This window comes from Rickettsia endosymbiont of Polydrusus tereticollis (assembly GCF_964026385.1).
Taxonomy (GTDB): domain Bacteria; phylum Pseudomonadota; class Alphaproteobacteria; order Rickettsiales; family Rickettsiaceae; genus Rickettsia.
Genome location: NZ_OZ032142.1, coordinates 259,576 through 275,111, shown reverse-complemented (window position 1 = coordinate 275,111; position 15,536 = coordinate 259,576). Strand labels below are relative to the sequence as shown.

The window sequence follows — 15,536 nt, the reverse complement described above, 5'->3', positions numbered from 1 at the left end:
CTAACCTCTAAATCCAAAGATACTAGATTTTTTTTTAAGCCAGTCTCTTTCAACTGTTAACTGGCCTATTTGCTCAAATAATGATTTAATTAAATCTTCTTGGCCGGTATCTTGTTGTTTAGATTTCGATTTAAATCCAGAAACCATAAAATCTAAAGCTTCTTTCTTCCATTTATAAATCTGATTAGCGTGAACACCATATTTGCTGGTAATTTGAGCTATAGTCATTTCTCCAGATATTGCTTCAATTGCTATTTTTGCTTTTTCTTCTGCACTATATTTTTTAACTTGTTTTTTCATTTTTTGCTCCTTTTCCTAGGAGATATTATACCTACTTTTCTCTATTTTCTTGTCTAGTTTTTGGGTACCATTATAGTTTGCATAGCAGGACATTTTCGTAGATAATTGTGGTCATTTAAATCTTCATAACCTAATGCAATACCATAAATTCGTTGCCTCAGCATTGTTGCCATATTATGGGTAATTTTACTACCATCTCGTCTATCAGGAAATATTTTAGCAAGCTCCTCTGTTATACCAAGCCTTTTATCTGCTTCTCTTAATAACAACACACCTCCATCGCTACTAATATCACCTCCAGTGAAATTTATCTCTATTGTCCGATTTTTTACTTTGGAAAACTGGTAACTATATGCTATACAATTTGTCATGACAAAATCCTTTGTATTATTCTAATGAAATACCAGTATTATACAGCTTTACGAGGATTTTGTCTCCTATATCTCATGCAATATCCGGGCTAAAACATTTTACTTAGATGAAATTGATAAAAATCTTAAGAAGATTTTAGAAAAATTAAGTTAAAATGAGATAAAATAATGTGAGGAATGAAGCTTGTTATTTAGTTTTTCACACATTCCAAAATTACTTGTGGATTTTGGTTATTATCTTCTGCTATCGATAACTCAATTAAAGCAGTAGTTCCATAACTTCTTAATTGAGACTGTACCTTTAAAAAAACAAACTCTATAAAAGGTGCTTGTATGTGTGCAATAATCCTATCAGCATGTGCAATAGCGTAAAAGAATTGAGGGGGATGTGCTTGATGTTCATTAATTGAATATGCAAATTGTTTATTCCAACAGCTTTGAACCTGTGAAGATTTAATGATAATATTACTTATAGTAATATTATCATTAAAGTTCACAGGCTTTATATTCCTTGTGAAAGAAATCTTTGTCGGCTTAGGTGCAGAGCATGCTGAAATAGTAACTATACTAAGTAAAAGCATAAGAATATTTTTCATAAGGATTTACTTTATTTAAAGTTAATAGCTAGCTCACCTTTGTTAAGTGCAATGGCTAGCTGTTCTTTAGTAGGTAGCTTTTTTTTATTTGTATATAGCTGTAAAGTAGAAGATAAAGAAATTAACTTGTCCATAAAGAAGCGATCATTATAATATAAAGCTTTCTCGCATCTAATTGGATTTTCACCATTTAGTAATATTATTTCTTGTTCAAAAGGCAGCTGTTTTAATTCTTGCGGTAGCATTAAAGCCCGTTTTGCTTCACTTTTAGATTTGCCTTGCGATACGTAAGTTTGGTTAGTATTCCTGCTTTCTGAAGTAGATTTAGTAGTAGTATAGGCTATTTCTTTTGAAAAATATTCGGCATCGTCTTGCTCATTTGGTGCAAAGACTATTTTACACGAATGGTTAGCAAGTAAGGTTTTACGCCCTTGATCTTCGTAGATTTCGTTAAGCTGCGATACGTTTTGAAAGATAGTTAGCAATTGTATTTTATAGCCTGCAATATATCCTGCGGCTTCTTTTATGTAAGGTATATTGCCTATTGCCGGAAATTCATCAAGTATTAATAGCAGCGAATATTTAAGCTCCGGTATAAAGTCAGGGTTTTCACTAAGGTTAATTTTAATTGCACAGTTAAAAAATAAATTCAAAATCAGTGAAGCTATTTTTAAATCTTTCGGTGCAATACTTAAGTAGATAGTCATTTTTTTACGTCTTGAGTCTCGAAAATCAAAGCTATTGTCGTCAGTGGCATTTTTTACTACGGACAGAGCAAAAAGCTTTAGTTGCTTTTCAAAAGTAGCCATGACGCTCGCTTTTCCTTCATCACCAAGAAGCATGAAGCTTCTAATTTTTGCTAAGCCATCCTTAGCAAGTTCGATTTGTAGGGCATTTAGCTTCTTCAGACTTAAATTTTCTTCTAAAATTTCTGTTAAATCATTCATAAGTACGGTGTTGTACAAAACAAATAAATTACCGATAGAGAAGATATTAGCAATATTATGTTCCTGTAAAAATATAAGATTCTTTTGAAGAAGTATCCAAAGAGTTTTTGCAAGAGCAATAAAAAGGCTTTGTGCAGAATTATTAAAGTGCTTTTCTGCACCAGTAACGTTATCTGTTGGATAAATAATTTCAGCCATCCCCATTAAGTCAGTACTGCCTTCAGTTTCATCTAAGTTAATGTAGTAAAAAGGATTAAATTGATGAGTATTAAAGCTAAAAGGGTTAAACAAAAATACTTCTTGCTTTAAGACGTCTTGCCTATATTTGCTGGTGATATTATAGCATTCTTGCTTAATATCGAGTATAATAAGGGATTCTTGCCATTCGAGTAAGTTAGGAATCACTACCCCCGCCCCTTTGCCTGACCTAGTACCTGCACCGAGTGAAACAAAATCAGGTTTTGTATAACGAATTAACTTACCTCTGAATTTACCGACAATTATTCCCCTGCCTTTTTCGTTGCCATAGCTAACAGCTTTTGAATTTAAAATGTCTTTAAGAGTGGCAAACTTAGCATCGCCGTATAAGGTTTCCTTAGGTAGCCTATTAATAGCCATTAAGCCAAGTAACGGTATTATTAAAGATATGCCAAAACCGATAAGCAAAGCTTTATATCCTTGTTGTTTAATATTATCTGGTACGTAATTCTCAAAAATAATCTCAAAAATCTTGAAAAAATCCCAGTTATTAATGATTGCTTTTATAGGTATTTCGTGCAAATAATAAACAAAAAAATTGGCTGCTAGAAATGCTAAAATAAGCATGCAAATAAACGTAAATATCATTTGTCCTTTGTTAAAGAATTTCATAATTCCGCTTTTAATTTTGCAAGTTCCGTGTCTTTATAATATATCTCGCTTAAATATCTTTTTCCTCCGCTACAATTAATATGGCAAACTATATCAATACTAGATAGTACAATATTTTTAATAACCGAATAGCTAAGATTTTGACACTCTAGATTCTGATAACAACGAGTAATAATACCTTCTAATGCTTCACTAATAGAACCAGCATGTATTGAGGTCATACTACCGCCGTGTCCAGAATTAACTACTTTAACGAAGTCCCAAGTTTCACCGCCTCGAATTTCCGATAATAAAATTCTGTCAGGCTTCATTCGGAAACAGGCTTTTAATAAACTGGCAGAGGTAATAACTGCCTGCGGATCATTTGCAGCTTCGGAAGGAAAAAAAAGATGTACATAATTCTTATGTTTATAAAATTTTACTTCAGAAGTATCTTCAATAGTAATTAATCGGCAATTAAGAGGGATATATTCTATTAAGGTCTTCATATAGCTTGTTTTCCCTGAACCTGTTGCACCTGCAAAGACTATCGTTTTACCAAATTCTACGGCACGCTCCATAAACAAAGATATTTGTTTTTGTGAATACAAACTGATTAATTCCTGTTTTTCTTGGTCTACTACCTTCGCTGCAACGATTTTACTATAAAAATCGTTTTCTATGTAAGACTCGTGACTTAATATATTTTTTGATGGTTTACGCAGCGTAACAGAAATAGTATTTTTCTCTACTGCAGAAGGTAAAACAACCTGTATACGCTCCCCTGTTTCAAGCGTTCCCGATAAGATCGGCTGGCAATCATCTATTGCTGTTTCATTAAATGATGCAAGCGATATAGCAAAAGATTTAAGTAATTTATTAGTAATATTAGCATTATCATTTTTTTGCCAAATGCCGTGCTGTTCGTACCAAACTTCCCCTGGTCGATTAATTGCTATTTCAGTTATTTCTTTTTGATCAAGAAAAGGCTGAAACAACTTCTCGGCAAAATAATGTAATGAAATATTAGTAATAGTCACTTGCACATCTTTAATTTATAAACCTTAGAAAAGTCAATGTCTTTGCCTACAAGGATGCCGATTATGTCCCCTTGATTTTTATACATAGTCGGAGCTATATTAATGCTGTTATCAAGCATTTTCTCTACTATTGTTACAAAAGTATCTTTTGTATTATCTATATTATTTATATTTACAGTGTTATTGTTTTTCTTCTGTTGCCGCTCTGCGGCAATCTTTAATGCATCTCTTACAACGCTAAGCATTAAAGCACCGCCGAAACGCTGCCGAAAATGTGAGTCAATCCATCCATCAATACCTGCCTCGCCAAGTTGCCCGACAACCTGCGTATCTATAAGCTTTATACGTTTAAAGTCTGGAGTGATTAATTTCGTCCAAATAACAAGCATTCTTCCTTTTCCTTGCTCTAAAGTGCCGCCTGGAATTCCAATTGCTTTTGTACCTTTTTCAATTAATTTGACCGAGCCATTGGCACTATATACGTCTTCTGCAATAATACATGTAATACGTCCCGTCACATCAGACACAAATTTTATCATCAAGCTACAAGATATATAAGTACTTTCGGGAATTAAAAAGTTAGGATCAATTTTGATTCTCTCGGCTATAACGGCACTATCCGCATCATTACTTTGTACTTCCTTATTAGGGGAATCAGAAACCTCAGTAGTTTCATCAGATTTTAAAGGAATTGATTTGTATTTTTTAAATGTAGGCTTTGCAGTAGTTAACGACTTATCTTCATCCTTGACGTTAAAATTACGCTCTGCAATCTGTGCTACAGGCTCTTTTACTTCTTCCTGCTTTTCTTTTTTAAAGGAAAATTCTTTTTTTATAATTTCTGATTCAGACTTAGCTTTATCTATGGTGCTACTGCTTTTTTCGTCCTTAGTCTTAAAATAAAAGATATAACCACCAACTAATAAGAACAAAGTAAGACCTAAACCAATCGCTATCTTATGTATTAACAATATTTTATTTTTCTTACTTAACTTTGCTATTTCCGGTACAATATTGTTAGTTTGCGGTTTATCTAGCTTAGTATTATCAGTCATCAATTTGCTCCTCTCGGCTCACGTAAGAGGAACTTGTAGAACTATAAGGCTGATCTTGCAACAAAAAAACGGACAAATTAAAGAGAGACGTTTTTAATTTTTTTATAATGTAACTCGTACTCATTTGGAGTTTGATAATTTAATGTAGAGTGCCTCCGTTTTTGGTTATAAAAAGTAAAAATATAAGTAAATATATCAAGCTTTGCTTCTTCTAAGCTTTGGTATTTTTTAAAATAAACAAGCTCAGTTTTCAGAGTGTGGAAAAAGCTTTCCATAGCAGCATTATCATAGGACACACCAGTCTTTCCATGACTTAAAACAATTCCGTGTTTTTTGGTTGCATTATAAAAGTCAAAACTAGTAAATTGGCTTCCAAGATCAGAATGATGAATAAGCCCTTTTAAGGGTTTACGTTGTAATGCAGCAGAGTTAAGAGCTTTAATTATCAAATCAGTTCTCATAGTTTCTTCTAACGCCATACCTACTACTTTCCGTGAGAACAGGTCAAGTACTATAGCAAGATAAGCCCATTTATTATTTACAGAAATATAACTTATATCAGCTACCCAAATGCTATTTGGGCTTGAGGCAGAAAAATTTTGTTTAACCAAATCTTCTCCCCTATGATAAGGTTTATCAGACTGCCTTGTAGTCTTTTTAAACTTTCTGTACATTTTTGCTTGAATGCTATTTACTTGCATTAGCCTTGCTACTCGAGGGCGTGAGCAAACAAAGCCTTGTTCTTTTAACTCTGTATGAATCCTTGGACTTCCATAAGTTTTATAACTTTCTGTAAAAATAGTTTTAATCTTACTTATCAATTCCTCATTATATTCAGCTCTTTTACTTGGCATGTGATTAATAAAATCATAATAACCACTTCTACTAACCCCTAAAATCTTAGCCATCTGATCTACACAAAAACAAGAACTATGATTCTTCATAAATTCGTACCTTTGTTTGCGGGAGCTGAAAAGATGACCACTGCTTTTTTTAGGATATCTCGCTCTTGTTTTACAAGATGTAATTCCCTCTTTAAATCTCGTACCTCTTGATTCATTACATTGCCACTACCAACAAAGCTAGCCTCTCCTTTGCCTTTGTAATTCTTAAGCCAATATCCCAAACCAGAGCGTGAAACCCCTAAATCCTTAGCAATATCATTGATGCTTTTACTACCTTTATTTGCTAAATACAGTTTTACTGCATTAATTTTAAATTCTTTATCGTATATTTTTTGACTCATTGCAAATCCTCCTAAGATTTATTTTATCTCATCTTAATTCGATTTGTACGTTTTTTTATAGCATGATCACCCCTTGGGATTAGGTCAAACCATGATTGATTAATTGCAGTATTAAAATCGTAATAACTCATAATATTATTCCCCTTTTTTTGATTTTGTTGTTGATTTGATTTGGTTCATTAAATTACCCAGATGCGGCGGCTCGATCATTTCCAGCTTCCCCGACCGATCTTTAGCAGGGTAGCCGTAAGGGTTTAAAGTGTGATTGATGAAACTCCGAGATTCCCCTTTTTCGGTTTTTACCTGTGCCATAGTTATAACTTGGTCAACATCATAAATTTAAGTTGTAGACACGTGTAAATATTCAATTCTAGCTCATATTAAAGCTTGTAAAACACGTACCTTGAAAAATATTTTATCTCTGCAATTTATAATTTAAGCAAAGGTATATTTATGAAATTAGAGGAATGGATGTATATAACAGGAACATCACCAAGCAAAATGGCTGAATCAATTGGAGTTTCGCAATCGTACATTCATAAATATTTGCATGAGAAAACAATCCCTAGAGTAGCAATTATGAAAAGAATTTATATAGCTACTTCAGGACTCGTAACTCCAAATGATTTTTATGATTTTGTTTCAGAAAATTCAACTGGAGAATTATTAAAACAATTATTAAAAAAGCTTTATCAAGCATTAAGGATAGAAAAATGAATAACCCAAAGAACCACAAAACAATATTAGCCCTAGACCTCGGCACTATAACAGGCTGGGCTTTACACTACAATAACGGCAGCATTACCTCGGGTACGGAAAACTTTAAAATGGATAAATTTGAAGGTGGCGGGATGGTATTTGTACGATTGCAACGATGGCTTTCAGAACTTAGCCCGGATATTGCATGAAGTGAGATTTAAAGTAAGAAATTGAGTAATTTATAATATTAGCAATGATACTTTTGTAAAAATTTTGCCAAAAAGTGCTTTGAAGCCGTTATTTTCAAATTTTAGATGTAATGCCCCTTACCCCATTTTTTCTAAGCACCGGGAACAGTGCTAATCTAGGTTATTCTAATGCTAATTTCTTCATCACATGATTCCATACCTGTCGGTAAGGATATGATGAAGATAACAAAAACTTAATACGCCTAGTATTACGGATAATTACTACCCCAATTTTTAATAATTTTAAACGTATTGTACCTATTTGTGCTTTTGCTAATGCACTACCTTGTAATAAATTACCTCTGATATATTCTACTAAAGTGTATGCAAGACCCGATAAAATCATTCTGAGCTGATTAGCCCACCATCTATGACAAGAAGTACGATCTGCAAATAATTCTAGTTGTTGCTCTTTTATACGGTTTTCCATATCACCACGACCACAGTAAACTTTGTCGTATAAATCTTCAGGTTTATCTGATAAATTAGTTACTATATACCTTGGATTTTCTCCAAGCATTGTCATTTCTGCCTTACCAATTATTCTACGTTCATGACTCCAACTACCAGCCTTATATGGAAACTCACTAAAAAGACGTTGCTTTTCTTGGGTTATAATAAATGCTGCTTTTGACTTCTCCATTGTAGGTTTCAGTAACTCATTTAGTCTGTTATTTTGGGGCATTCCTACAATATATTTTATATTATGAATATCACACCAATCAAACATCTGATGACGACAAAATCCACTATCACCACGAAAAATAATCTTTACCTCTGGCCAAGCTTGGCGAAAACGTTTTACTAACAATGATAATATTGCCCAAGAATGTTTTGCTTGATCCTGCTTTGACGTCCTAAGATAACTAACTAACAGATGCTTTCCACAAAAAACATACAAAGGTAAAAAGCAATTATGACCGTAATAACCATGATAAAACTTACCTTCCTGTTGCCCATGAATTTCATCATCCGTAGCATCAAAATCAAGTATTAGCCCGGATATTGCATGAGATATAGGAGACAAAATCCTCGTAAAGCTGTATAATACTGGTATTTCATTAGAATAATACAAAGGATTTTGTCATGACAAATTGTATAGCATATAGTTACCAGTTTTCCAAAGTAAAAAATCGGACAATAGAGATAAATTTCACTGGAGGTGATATTAGTAGCGATGGAGGTGTGTTGTTATTAAGAGAAGCAGATAAAAGGCTTGGTATAACAGAGGAGCTTGCTAAAATATTTCCTGATAGACGAGATGGTAGTAAAATTACCCATAATATGGCAACAATGCTGAGGCAACGAATTTATGGTATTGCATTAGGTTATGAAGATTTAAATGACCACAATTATCTACGAAAATGTCCTGCTATGCAAACAGCTATGGAAACAATTGATGATATGGCAAGTAGTTCTACCTTATGTCGTATAGAAAACAATGCTGATAGACACTTTGCAATTAAAGTGCATGAACTAATGCTTGATAAATTTATTAAGTCTCATAAAATAGTACCAAAGCAGCTAATACTTGATTTTGATGCTACGGATGATGAAATTCATGGGCAACAGGAAGGTAAGTTTTATCATGGTTATTACGGTCATAATTGCTTTTTACCTTTGTATGTTTTTTGTGGAAAGCATCTGTTAGTTAGTTATCTTAGGACGTCAAAGCAGGATCAAGCAAAACATTCTTGGGCAATATTATCATTGTTAGTAAAACGTTTTCGCCAAGCTTGGCCAGAGGTAAAGATTATTTTTCGTGGTGATAGTGGATTTTGTCGTCATCAGATGTTTGATTGGTGTGATATTCATAATATAAAATATATTGTAGGAATGCCCCAAAATAACAGACTAAATGAGTTACTGAAACCTACAATGGAGAAGTCAAAAGCAGCATTTATTATAACCCAAGAAAAGCAACGTCTTTTTAGTGAGTTTCCATATAAGGCTGGTAGTTGGAGTCATGAACGTAGAATAATTGGTAAGGCAGAAATGACAATGCTTGGAGAAAATCCAAGGTATATAGTAACTAATTTATCAGATAAACCTGAAGATTTATACGACAAAGTTTACTGTGGTCGTGGTGATATGGAAAACCGTATAAAAGAGCAACAACTAGAATTATTTGCAGATCGTACTTCTTGTCATAGATGGTGGGCTAATCAGCTCAGAATGATTTTATCGGGTCTTGCATACACTTTAGTAGAATATATCAGAGGTAATTTATTACAAGGTAGTGCATTAGCAAAAGCACAAATAGGTACAATACGTTTAAAATTATTAAAAATTGGGGTAGTAATTATCCGTAATACTAGGCGTATTAAGTTTTTGTTATCTTCATCATATCCTTACCGACAGGTATGGAATCATGTGATGAAGAAATTAGCATTAGAATAACCTAGATTAGCACTGTTCCCGGTGCTTAGAAAAAATGGGGTAAGGGGCATTACATCTAAAATTTGAAAATAACGGCTTCAAAGCACTTTTTGGCAAAATTTTTACAAAAGTATCATTGCTAATATTATAAATTACTCAATTTCTTACTTTAAATCTCACTTCATGCAATATCCGGGTTAGCTGCTTTGGTACTATTTTATGAGACTTAATAAATTTATCAAGCATTAGTTCATGCACTTTAATTGCAAAGTGTCTATCAGCATTGTTTTCTATACGACATAAGGTAGAACTACTTGCCATATCATCAATTGTTTCCATAGCTGTTTGCATAGCAGGACATTTTCGTAGATAATTGTGGTCATTTAAATCTTCATAACCTAATGCAATACCATAAATTCGTTGCCTCAGCATTGTTGCCATATTATGGGTAATTTTACTACCATCTCGTCTATCAGGAAATATTTTAGCAAGCTCCTCTGTTATACCAAGCCTTTTATCTGCTTCTCTTAATAACAACACACCTCCATCGCTACTAATATCACCTCCAGTGAAATTTATCTCTATTGTCCGATTTTTTACTTTGGAAAACTGGTAACTATATGCTATACAATTTGTCATGACAAAATCCTTTGTATTATTCTAATGAAATACCAGTATTATACAGCTTTACGAGGATTTTGTCTCCTATATCTCATGCAATATCCGGGTTAGAAGCACTACCAAGGGGTTTGATGAAGTTTATTTTGAACAGGTACGCAGTCACAAGGGAACAGATGCCGCTCATAAATACGGCGGTTTCGTAGCCCACGTAATGGCTTTTTGTGAAATTCATCAAATACCTTATAGAGGGGTGCCGGTCGGTACTATCAAGAAACACATCACCGGCAAAGGCAACGCTACTAAATACGCCGTAATCGATGCAGTCAAAAGTAAAGGTTTTAATCCCGTAGATGATAACGAAGCCGATAGCTTAGCTTTATTGCACTGTGTTTTAGTAAAATATAACAAAGGGGAGTTATGAATAAAACAGATTTAGCTGAAAAGTTTAACAATATAGTCACAGCTATTTATGACGCCTATGAGGGAGCAATAACCGAAGAAGAGGCAAGAAAGGCAGCAAGGAATTTTGTAGGATTTTGTCAAAAGGTTATTGAAGTACAAATTAGAATAGAGACGGAGAAAGAAAAAAAAGATATAGAAAACAATAAAGCCTAGTTGACTTTTAAGGGGAGTTGTATAAAATCGTAACCGGAGTAGTTGCAAAACTATTCTGGGGTTTAGAAACCTCTATCCTAAGCGGTAGTATCTGCCGTATAAATGATATAAACCCTCGACCCTACGGTCGGGGTGATAATAGTTATGTTCAGGGTCTAAGGTGAAAACTTTAAACCTAAAAGCTATTATAGCTGTCTTAGGCGGTTTTTCTAACTCCCCGACCACCTTAGGTTGATAAAATCTTTGGTGGTTAAAATTTAAGCAACTTAAATTAATGGGGATAAACCAATATGACCAATCAAAATAATCAATCTACTAAATTAAACTCATCAACTCCAAACTTTATATTACCGGCTTCCAAAGCAATAATTTTTCTTAAGCCTCTTTCCAATTCTATAAGCCACAAACGCCGACAAAGCCTCATCACTAACTACTGCCGGCAAAAGAATTTCACCATATTAAAAATTGTAGAATATAAAGGCTCACTTAATTATCCTACGTTACGTGAATTAATTAATCAAATAAGCCTTGAACCTAAAAGAACTGTTACGGTTCTAGTTGAAGATCAATTATTAAATTATCCATCTAGCATTCTACTTTTTTCAGTACTTGGTACTTTATCTTTACTCGGGCTAATTAATACAGAAATATATAAAAAATCTTATAACGATATAAGGCTTTACGAGTCAGTACTTACACAAAATGATTTTCTAAGTATTGCTACTTTTATCCTTAATTACGCCTTAAAAAGTTATGAAAATAAAAGTACTAAGGAGGAAGAAAAATAATATGACCAACAAAGCAACTAAGGCAATAATATTATCCCGTGTATCGTCTAGAGATCAAGAAGACGGTTGCTCATTAGAAACACAAGAAACAAGGTTAGAAGAGTATTGTAAACGGAAAAGTCTAAATATTATAGAGAGATTTAAAATTGTTGAATCATCAAGTAGAGGTGATCGTAAGCAATTCATGGAAATAATAAAACTCATAGAAAAACAAAAAGAACCTATAGCCCTTATAATAGATAAAGTGGACAGATTACAGCGTAGACAAACTGAAACACCAATATTAGATAAACTTGTAAAACAAGGTAAATTAGAATTACATTTTAATAGCGAAGGTTACGTTATTGATCAAAATTCAAATGCACATCAACTTTTTATGTGGGGTACAGGAGTATCATATGCTAAATTATATACAGATTTATTAAGTGAAACAGTAACGAGGGGCTTAAAATATAAAGTAGAAGTATGTGGCGAATGGTTTGCATACGCTCCTTTTGGTTACTTAAACACAAGAGATGAAAGAGGTAGGGGGTTGGTAATACCTGACCCGGTTCGCGCACCGCTAATAAAAAAATTATTTGAAGAATACGCAACAGGTAGTTATACTATAGGTGAGTTAGTTATAAAGGCAAAAGAAAGGGGATTACGTGCTAAGGCAGGGCAACCTATAGCAAAGTCGGTAATTCATAGGCTAATACAGAATCCCTTTTATTATGGTGAGATGCGTTTTAAAGGTGATATATTACCACATTGTCACGAGCCGTTAATTACAAAAGAAACATTTAAAGCATGCGAGGCGGTTAGGATGAGATGGAATAAAAAACCTTTTCAATATAGAGGTAAAGAATTTTTATTTAGGGGTATATTAAAATGTGCCATTACCGGTAGAGTAATTACAGCTTCTACTAGAGTAAAGAAATACCCAAGCGGCAAGGTAGGGGAATGGACATATTTACGTACCTGGAATCCTGAAAATCCTAAACAAACTATGTTAGTAAGAGAGGACGAGGTAATAGGACAAGTTGAAAACATACTAAAAGGATTAAAGATAAAAGACCCTGAAATTTTAAAGCAAACTATGGATTATTTAAAAGGTATTAATAGAGGCAGAGCTGACGAAATTAGCGGTGAAGTAAAGGCATTAAGAGAAGAGCATACCAAAATACAAAATAAGCTTGATTTGTTAGTAGATTTAGTAGCTGACGGCCGTTTTAACAAGAGAGGAGTTTTTACGTAAGAAATCACAATTAAAAGAGCGTCAAGGTGAGCTAAACGAATTAATTAAGAGTTATGACGGTATAGACGATAAGCTTTCCAAAAGGCTTTTAGACTTTATAAATATTATGACAAACGCCTATGAAACTTTTAAGGGTTTGACAATTGCCGAAAAACGTGAATTTTTAAATTTCATATTTGCAAACCTGGAGCTGAAGGGCTGCAAGGTGCATTACTCTCTACGTTTCCCGTTCGATAAACTCCAAGAAGTAGCTAACTGTCCAGACTGGCGGAGAGAGGGGGATTCGAACCCCCGATACGGTTACCCGTATAACGGTTTAGCAAACCGTCGCCTTCGGCCACTCGGCCACCTCTCCATAATGCAGGTAAATAAGCGCTTACCCTTAACTGCATATCCCTAAGAATGGCTTAATTTTATATCACCTAAATTACAAAATTTCTAGAGTTATTTTTTCTTTTGTATATTTTATTTTAAAACTTGAGTTCATCTCCTAATAATTTATAATATTTATTGTTAAGAACTCCATAGACAGATAAGAAAATATACTAGGCTCTGTGAACAAAATTTAAATGGTGATTTTTTTTACAATGACACACTTAAAAAAACATTCTCATTTCTGCGGGAAGGCGTTGTTGCATGGATCATAATTTACCGTATTATGGTTATTACAAGTATGGTGTCATACCGTGGCTTGACCACGGTATCCAGAAAAAACCTTAATAAAAAGACTGGATTCCGTGGTCGTAGCCACGGAATGACACCGTACGCTTTGCAAAAATTCGATCCAGGCAACAATGCCCTGCGGGGATGATATTGAAAACTCTTATCTAAACCACCATTTTGTCGTAACAAGTTTAATTTTATGATCCTCATACCGATATTAACTATTCTTGGGTTTTCATATTTATTTTCTAGCCGCTTAAAAACAAAATTTATTTTTGCTGTTCTGATAGTTACGTCCCTTTTAATATCACTTTTATATTGTGCTGCTATGGTAAATTTTTTACCTGCAGCCACTTATTTATTTTATTTTCTAGGTACAATATATTTTGCTTATTATTGTACCAAAATCTCAAAAGATGACTTTTTAAAAAATATAAAACCATACGTTAATGAAATTATCTCATTAAGTATAATTATCATTGCATTTTTTATTTATACAAGCGGCTCGTATTTACATGCCTATGATGATTTTTGCCATTGGGGAGTATTTACTAAAGAATTATTATATTTCGGTTTTTTTGAAAATCAAAATTCCGCCTCTTCTATTATAACTACCCACGCTCACTATCCAAGAGGTAGCGCCGTTTATCATTATTTTATGTTGTTACTTTCAGGTTATTCTGAAGGTAATGTATTATTTGCTCATTTTTTATTGCATTTGATTTTTCTTGCACCATTAATGGCAAATCGAAAATTTTGGCAAACGATTTTTTTTATTGCTGTAATGCTGGCTATAGTCGTGCTTTACACAACGGGTCTACGATCAATATATAACGATAGCACCATTGGCTTAATGTTCGGCTGTATATTTGCTATCTACATACTTGAAGAAGACAAACATAAAGCCATGCTTTTTGTCTTACCGATTGTGATGCTGCTTGTTTTTTTCAGAGAAGTTGGATTATGGCTAGCTAGTTTTGCCTCTATAATTATAATATCCCATCATATAAAATTTTATAAGGGCGGTAGAAATAAAAAAGATGTAATCCTTTATTGCTTATTATTAACTTTACCGATTTTATGTAGCTTTATTTGGCTGAGTTATTTTAAAAATACTCATGATTTTTTTGGTAGAAGAGAGCATAGCTTTAGTAATATCGTCGCAATTATAGAAAATTTTAATGAGCAGCATAAATTATTACTACTTAATTACGGCAAGTTTTTTCTTAAATTTTTAGTGAAAGAGGGGAGTATCGCACTATATATTATCGGTGGGTTAGCTTGGTACTCGGTGCGTAAATATAAGCCTTCTTTATTAAGAGAATATAAATTTTTGCTAGTTGCTACCTTTATTTGTTATCTAATATTTATCTTATGGCGATTATATTTGTATTTTTTCACTTTCACTTATGCAGAAGCAATTAAAGGTGCCTCATTACTTAGATATTTAGGATGCTATAGTCTAGCATTCGGTATAATTTCTTGTGCATATATAAAAAATAGTATTTTCTTATTCAATCAAAGTAAAAAAGAATTATTTATTTTTGCGATATTACTTGCCGTTGCATCATTTTCGGTAATTAAAAATACCTTAAGAATAAAACAATTATCGTTGCCTCAAAAAATTTTTAATGAGCAAAGCGAAATAGTAAAGAAATTGCTAGAGCAGGGCGTAGAAGTGAATTTTGATTTTGGTAATAAACAGGATGGTTTGCAGTGTTATATGTTAAATTATTCCTTAGCTCCTTACTTGAATAATAAATATTTAAAAGAATGTATGAAAGCCCCTGAAAATTCCATAATTAATAAAGATTTTTCAGAAGAAAATAAAATTATCTATAGACCTTTTGTAAATGAGCTTGATATAAAAAAATGAAATATA

Annotated in this window: 20 protein-coding genes and 1 tRNA gene; 9 read left to right on the top strand and 12 right to left on the bottom strand. The window is 33.2% G+C overall.

Annotated features, from left to right (window positions below):
- The 9 genes from AAGD48_RS01305 to AAGD48_RS01265 form a co-directional block, all read right to left on the bottom strand.
- Positions 1-300, bottom strand: a complete 300-nt coding sequence (locus AAGD48_RS01305; protein WP_045812944.1) for a transposase — start codon at positions 298-300, stop codon at positions 1-3.
- A gap of 53 nt (positions 301-353) precedes the next feature.
- Entirely contained in the window at positions 354-671 is a 318-nt protein-coding gene (locus tag AAGD48_RS01300) for a transposase (protein ID WP_341790149.1), read from the bottom strand.
- A 191-nt stretch (positions 672-862) separates the two neighbouring features.
- A complete protein-coding gene (locus AAGD48_RS01295) occupies positions 863-1,267 on the bottom strand; it encodes a hypothetical protein (protein ID WP_341790148.1) in 405 nt (134 codons plus the stop codon).
- A gap of 11 nt (positions 1,268-1,278) precedes the next feature.
- Positions 1,279-2,994: a type IV secretory system conjugative DNA transfer family protein gene (locus AAGD48_RS01290; RefSeq protein WP_341790147.1), complete on the bottom strand. Its 1,716-nt coding sequence runs from the start codon at positions 2,992-2,994 to the stop codon at positions 1,279-1,281.
- Between the two features lie 86 nt (positions 2,995-3,080).
- Entirely contained in the window at positions 3,081-4,103 is a 1,023-nt protein-coding gene (gene virB11, locus AAGD48_RS01285; protein WP_341790146.1) for a P-type DNA transfer ATPase VirB11, read from the bottom strand.
- Positions 4,100-5,158 carry a TrbI/VirB10 family protein gene (locus tag AAGD48_RS01280; RefSeq protein WP_341790145.1) on the bottom strand — a complete coding sequence of 353 codons (1,059 nt, stop codon included), beginning with the start codon at positions 5,156-5,158 and terminating at the stop codon, positions 4,100-4,102. The genes virB11 and AAGD48_RS01280 overlap by 4 nt, the downstream gene beginning before the upstream one ends.
- 77 nt (positions 5,159-5,235) lie before the next feature.
- Positions 5,236-6,186: an IS3 family transposase gene (locus AAGD48_RS01275; protein WP_341790717.1), complete on the bottom strand. Its 951-nt coding sequence runs from the start codon at positions 6,184-6,186 to the stop codon at positions 5,236-5,238.
- On the bottom strand, positions 6,099-6,404 hold the full coding sequence (locus AAGD48_RS01270; RefSeq protein ID WP_341789367.1) for a transposase: 306 nt from the start codon (positions 6,402-6,404) through the stop codon (positions 6,099-6,101). Before AAGD48_RS01270 ends, AAGD48_RS01275 begins: the two co-directional genes overlap by 88 nt.
- A gap of 135 nt (positions 6,405-6,539) precedes the next feature.
- Positions 6,540-6,716, bottom strand: coding sequence for a hypothetical protein (locus AAGD48_RS01265; RefSeq protein ID WP_341790144.1), 177 nt, complete (start codon positions 6,714-6,716; stop codon positions 6,540-6,542).
- Between the two features lie 141 nt (positions 6,717-6,857).
- Here AAGD48_RS01265 and AAGD48_RS01260 point away from each other — a divergent pair, with 141 nt between their 5' ends.
- Positions 6,858-7,121 carry a helix-turn-helix transcriptional regulator gene (locus AAGD48_RS01260; RefSeq protein ID WP_341790143.1) on the top strand — a complete coding sequence of 88 codons (264 nt, stop codon included), beginning with the start codon at positions 6,858-6,860 and terminating at the stop codon, positions 7,119-7,121.
- Positions 7,118-7,312 (top strand): hypothetical protein, encoded by a 195-nt coding sequence (locus AAGD48_RS01255; RefSeq protein ID WP_341790142.1) that lies wholly within the window; start codon positions 7,118-7,120, stop codon positions 7,310-7,312. Before AAGD48_RS01260 ends, AAGD48_RS01255 begins: the two co-directional genes overlap by 4 nt.
- Positions 7,313-7,472: 160 nt before the next feature.
- Here AAGD48_RS01255 and AAGD48_RS01250 read toward each other — a convergent pair whose 3' ends face one another.
- Positions 7,473-8,378, bottom strand: coding sequence for an IS1380 family transposase (locus AAGD48_RS01250; RefSeq protein WP_341790141.1), 906 nt, complete (start codon positions 8,376-8,378; stop codon positions 7,473-7,475).
- Positions 8,379-8,437: 59 nt separating this feature from the next.
- Here AAGD48_RS01250 and AAGD48_RS01245 point away from each other — a divergent pair, with 59 nt between their 5' ends.
- Positions 8,438-9,751: an IS1380 family transposase gene (locus AAGD48_RS01245; RefSeq protein WP_341789277.1), complete on the top strand. Its 1,314-nt coding sequence runs from the start codon at positions 8,438-8,440 to the stop codon at positions 9,749-9,751.
- A gap of 135 nt (positions 9,752-9,886) precedes the next feature.
- Here AAGD48_RS01245 and AAGD48_RS01240 read toward each other — a convergent pair whose 3' ends face one another.
- Positions 9,887-10,369, bottom strand: a complete 483-nt coding sequence (locus AAGD48_RS01240; protein WP_341790140.1) for a transposase — start codon at positions 10,367-10,369, stop codon at positions 9,887-9,889.
- A gap of 59 nt (positions 10,370-10,428) precedes the next feature.
- Here AAGD48_RS01240 and AAGD48_RS10595 point away from each other — a divergent pair, with 59 nt between their 5' ends.
- From AAGD48_RS10595 to AAGD48_RS01220, 5 genes are all read left to right on the top strand, one after another.
- Complete coding sequence (locus AAGD48_RS10595; protein WP_410526020.1) at positions 10,429-10,554, top strand: hypothetical protein; 126 nt, start codon at positions 10,429-10,431, stop codon at positions 10,552-10,554.
- An 8-nt stretch (positions 10,555-10,562) separates the two neighbouring features.
- The gene (locus AAGD48_RS01235) at positions 10,563-10,772 is read left to right on the top strand and encodes a hypothetical protein (RefSeq protein ID WP_410526019.1); all 210 of its coding nucleotides are present in this window, start codon (positions 10,563-10,565) and stop codon (positions 10,770-10,772) included.
- Entirely contained in the window at positions 10,769-10,966 is a 198-nt protein-coding gene (locus AAGD48_RS01230) for a hypothetical protein (RefSeq protein WP_341790139.1), read from the top strand. The genes AAGD48_RS01235 and AAGD48_RS01230 overlap by 4 nt, the downstream gene beginning before the upstream one ends.
- Positions 10,967-11,256: 290 nt before the next feature.
- Positions 11,257-11,754 (top strand): hypothetical protein, encoded by a 498-nt coding sequence (locus tag AAGD48_RS01225; RefSeq protein ID WP_341790138.1) that lies wholly within the window; start codon positions 11,257-11,259, stop codon positions 11,752-11,754.
- Positions 11,720-12,991: a recombinase family protein gene (locus tag AAGD48_RS01220; protein WP_341790137.1), complete on the top strand. Its 1,272-nt coding sequence runs from the start codon at positions 11,720-11,722 to the stop codon at positions 12,989-12,991. The genes AAGD48_RS01225 and AAGD48_RS01220 overlap by 35 nt, the downstream gene beginning before the upstream one ends.
- Positions 12,992-13,256: 265 nt before the next feature.
- Here the strand turns inward: AAGD48_RS01220 and AAGD48_RS01215 are convergent.
- Positions 13,257-13,346: transfer RNA gene (locus tag AAGD48_RS01215), tRNA-Ser, on the bottom strand.
- A gap of 507 nt (positions 13,347-13,853) precedes the next feature.
- Between AAGD48_RS01215 and AAGD48_RS01210 the strand changes: the two genes are divergently transcribed.
- Positions 13,854-15,530: a hypothetical protein gene (locus AAGD48_RS01210; protein ID WP_341790136.1), complete on the top strand. Its 1,677-nt coding sequence runs from the start codon at positions 13,854-13,856 to the stop codon at positions 15,528-15,530.
- The last annotated feature ends 6 nt before the right edge of the window (positions 15,531-15,536 follow it).

Coding starts and splice junctions, on each gene's coding strand:
- AAGD48_RS01225 (WP_341790138.1), top strand. CDS start 11,257: ATGACCAATCAAAATAATCAATCTACTAAATTAAACTCATCAACTCCA.
- AAGD48_RS01280 (WP_341790145.1), bottom strand. CDS start 5,158: ATGACTGATAATACTAAGCTAGATAAACCGCAAACTAACAATATTGTA.
- AAGD48_RS01255 (WP_341790142.1), top strand. CDS start 7,118: ATGAATAACCCAAAGAACCACAAAACAATATTAGCCCTAGACCTCGGC.
- AAGD48_RS01305 (WP_045812944.1), bottom strand. CDS start 300: ATGAAAAAACAAGTTAAAAAATATAGTGCAGAAGAAAAAGCAAAAATA.
- AAGD48_RS01230 (WP_341790139.1), top strand. CDS start 10,769: ATGAATAAAACAGATTTAGCTGAAAAGTTTAACAATATAGTCACAGCT.
- AAGD48_RS01265 (WP_341790144.1), bottom strand. CDS start 6,716: ATGGCACAGGTAAAAACCGAAAAAGGGGAATCTCGGAGTTTCATCAAT.
- AAGD48_RS01240 (WP_341790140.1), bottom strand. CDS start 10,369: ATGACAAATTGTATAGCATATAGTTACCAGTTTTCCAAAGTAAAAAAT.
- AAGD48_RS01300 (WP_341790149.1), bottom strand. CDS start 671: ATGACAAATTGTATAGCATATAGTTACCAGTTTTCCAAAGTAAAAAAT.
- AAGD48_RS01245 (WP_341789277.1), top strand. CDS start 8,438: ATGACAAATTGTATAGCATATAGTTACCAGTTTTCCAAAGTAAAAAAT.
- AAGD48_RS01270 (WP_341789367.1), bottom strand. CDS start 6,404: ATGAGTCAAAAAATATACGATAAAGAATTTAAAATTAATGCAGTAAAA.
- AAGD48_RS01235 (WP_410526019.1), top strand. CDS start 10,563: ATGGCTTTTTGTGAAATTCATCAAATACCTTATAGAGGGGTGCCGGTC.
- AAGD48_RS01220 (WP_341790137.1), top strand. CDS start 11,720: ATGAAAATAAAAGTACTAAGGAGGAAGAAAAATAATATGACCAACAAA.
- AAGD48_RS01295 (WP_341790148.1), bottom strand. CDS start 1,267: ATGAAAAATATTCTTATGCTTTTACTTAGTATAGTTACTATTTCAGCA.
- AAGD48_RS01210 (WP_341790136.1), top strand. CDS start 13,854: ATGATCCTCATACCGATATTAACTATTCTTGGGTTTTCATATTTATTT.
- AAGD48_RS01260 (WP_341790143.1), top strand. CDS start 6,858: ATGAAATTAGAGGAATGGATGTATATAACAGGAACATCACCAAGCAAA.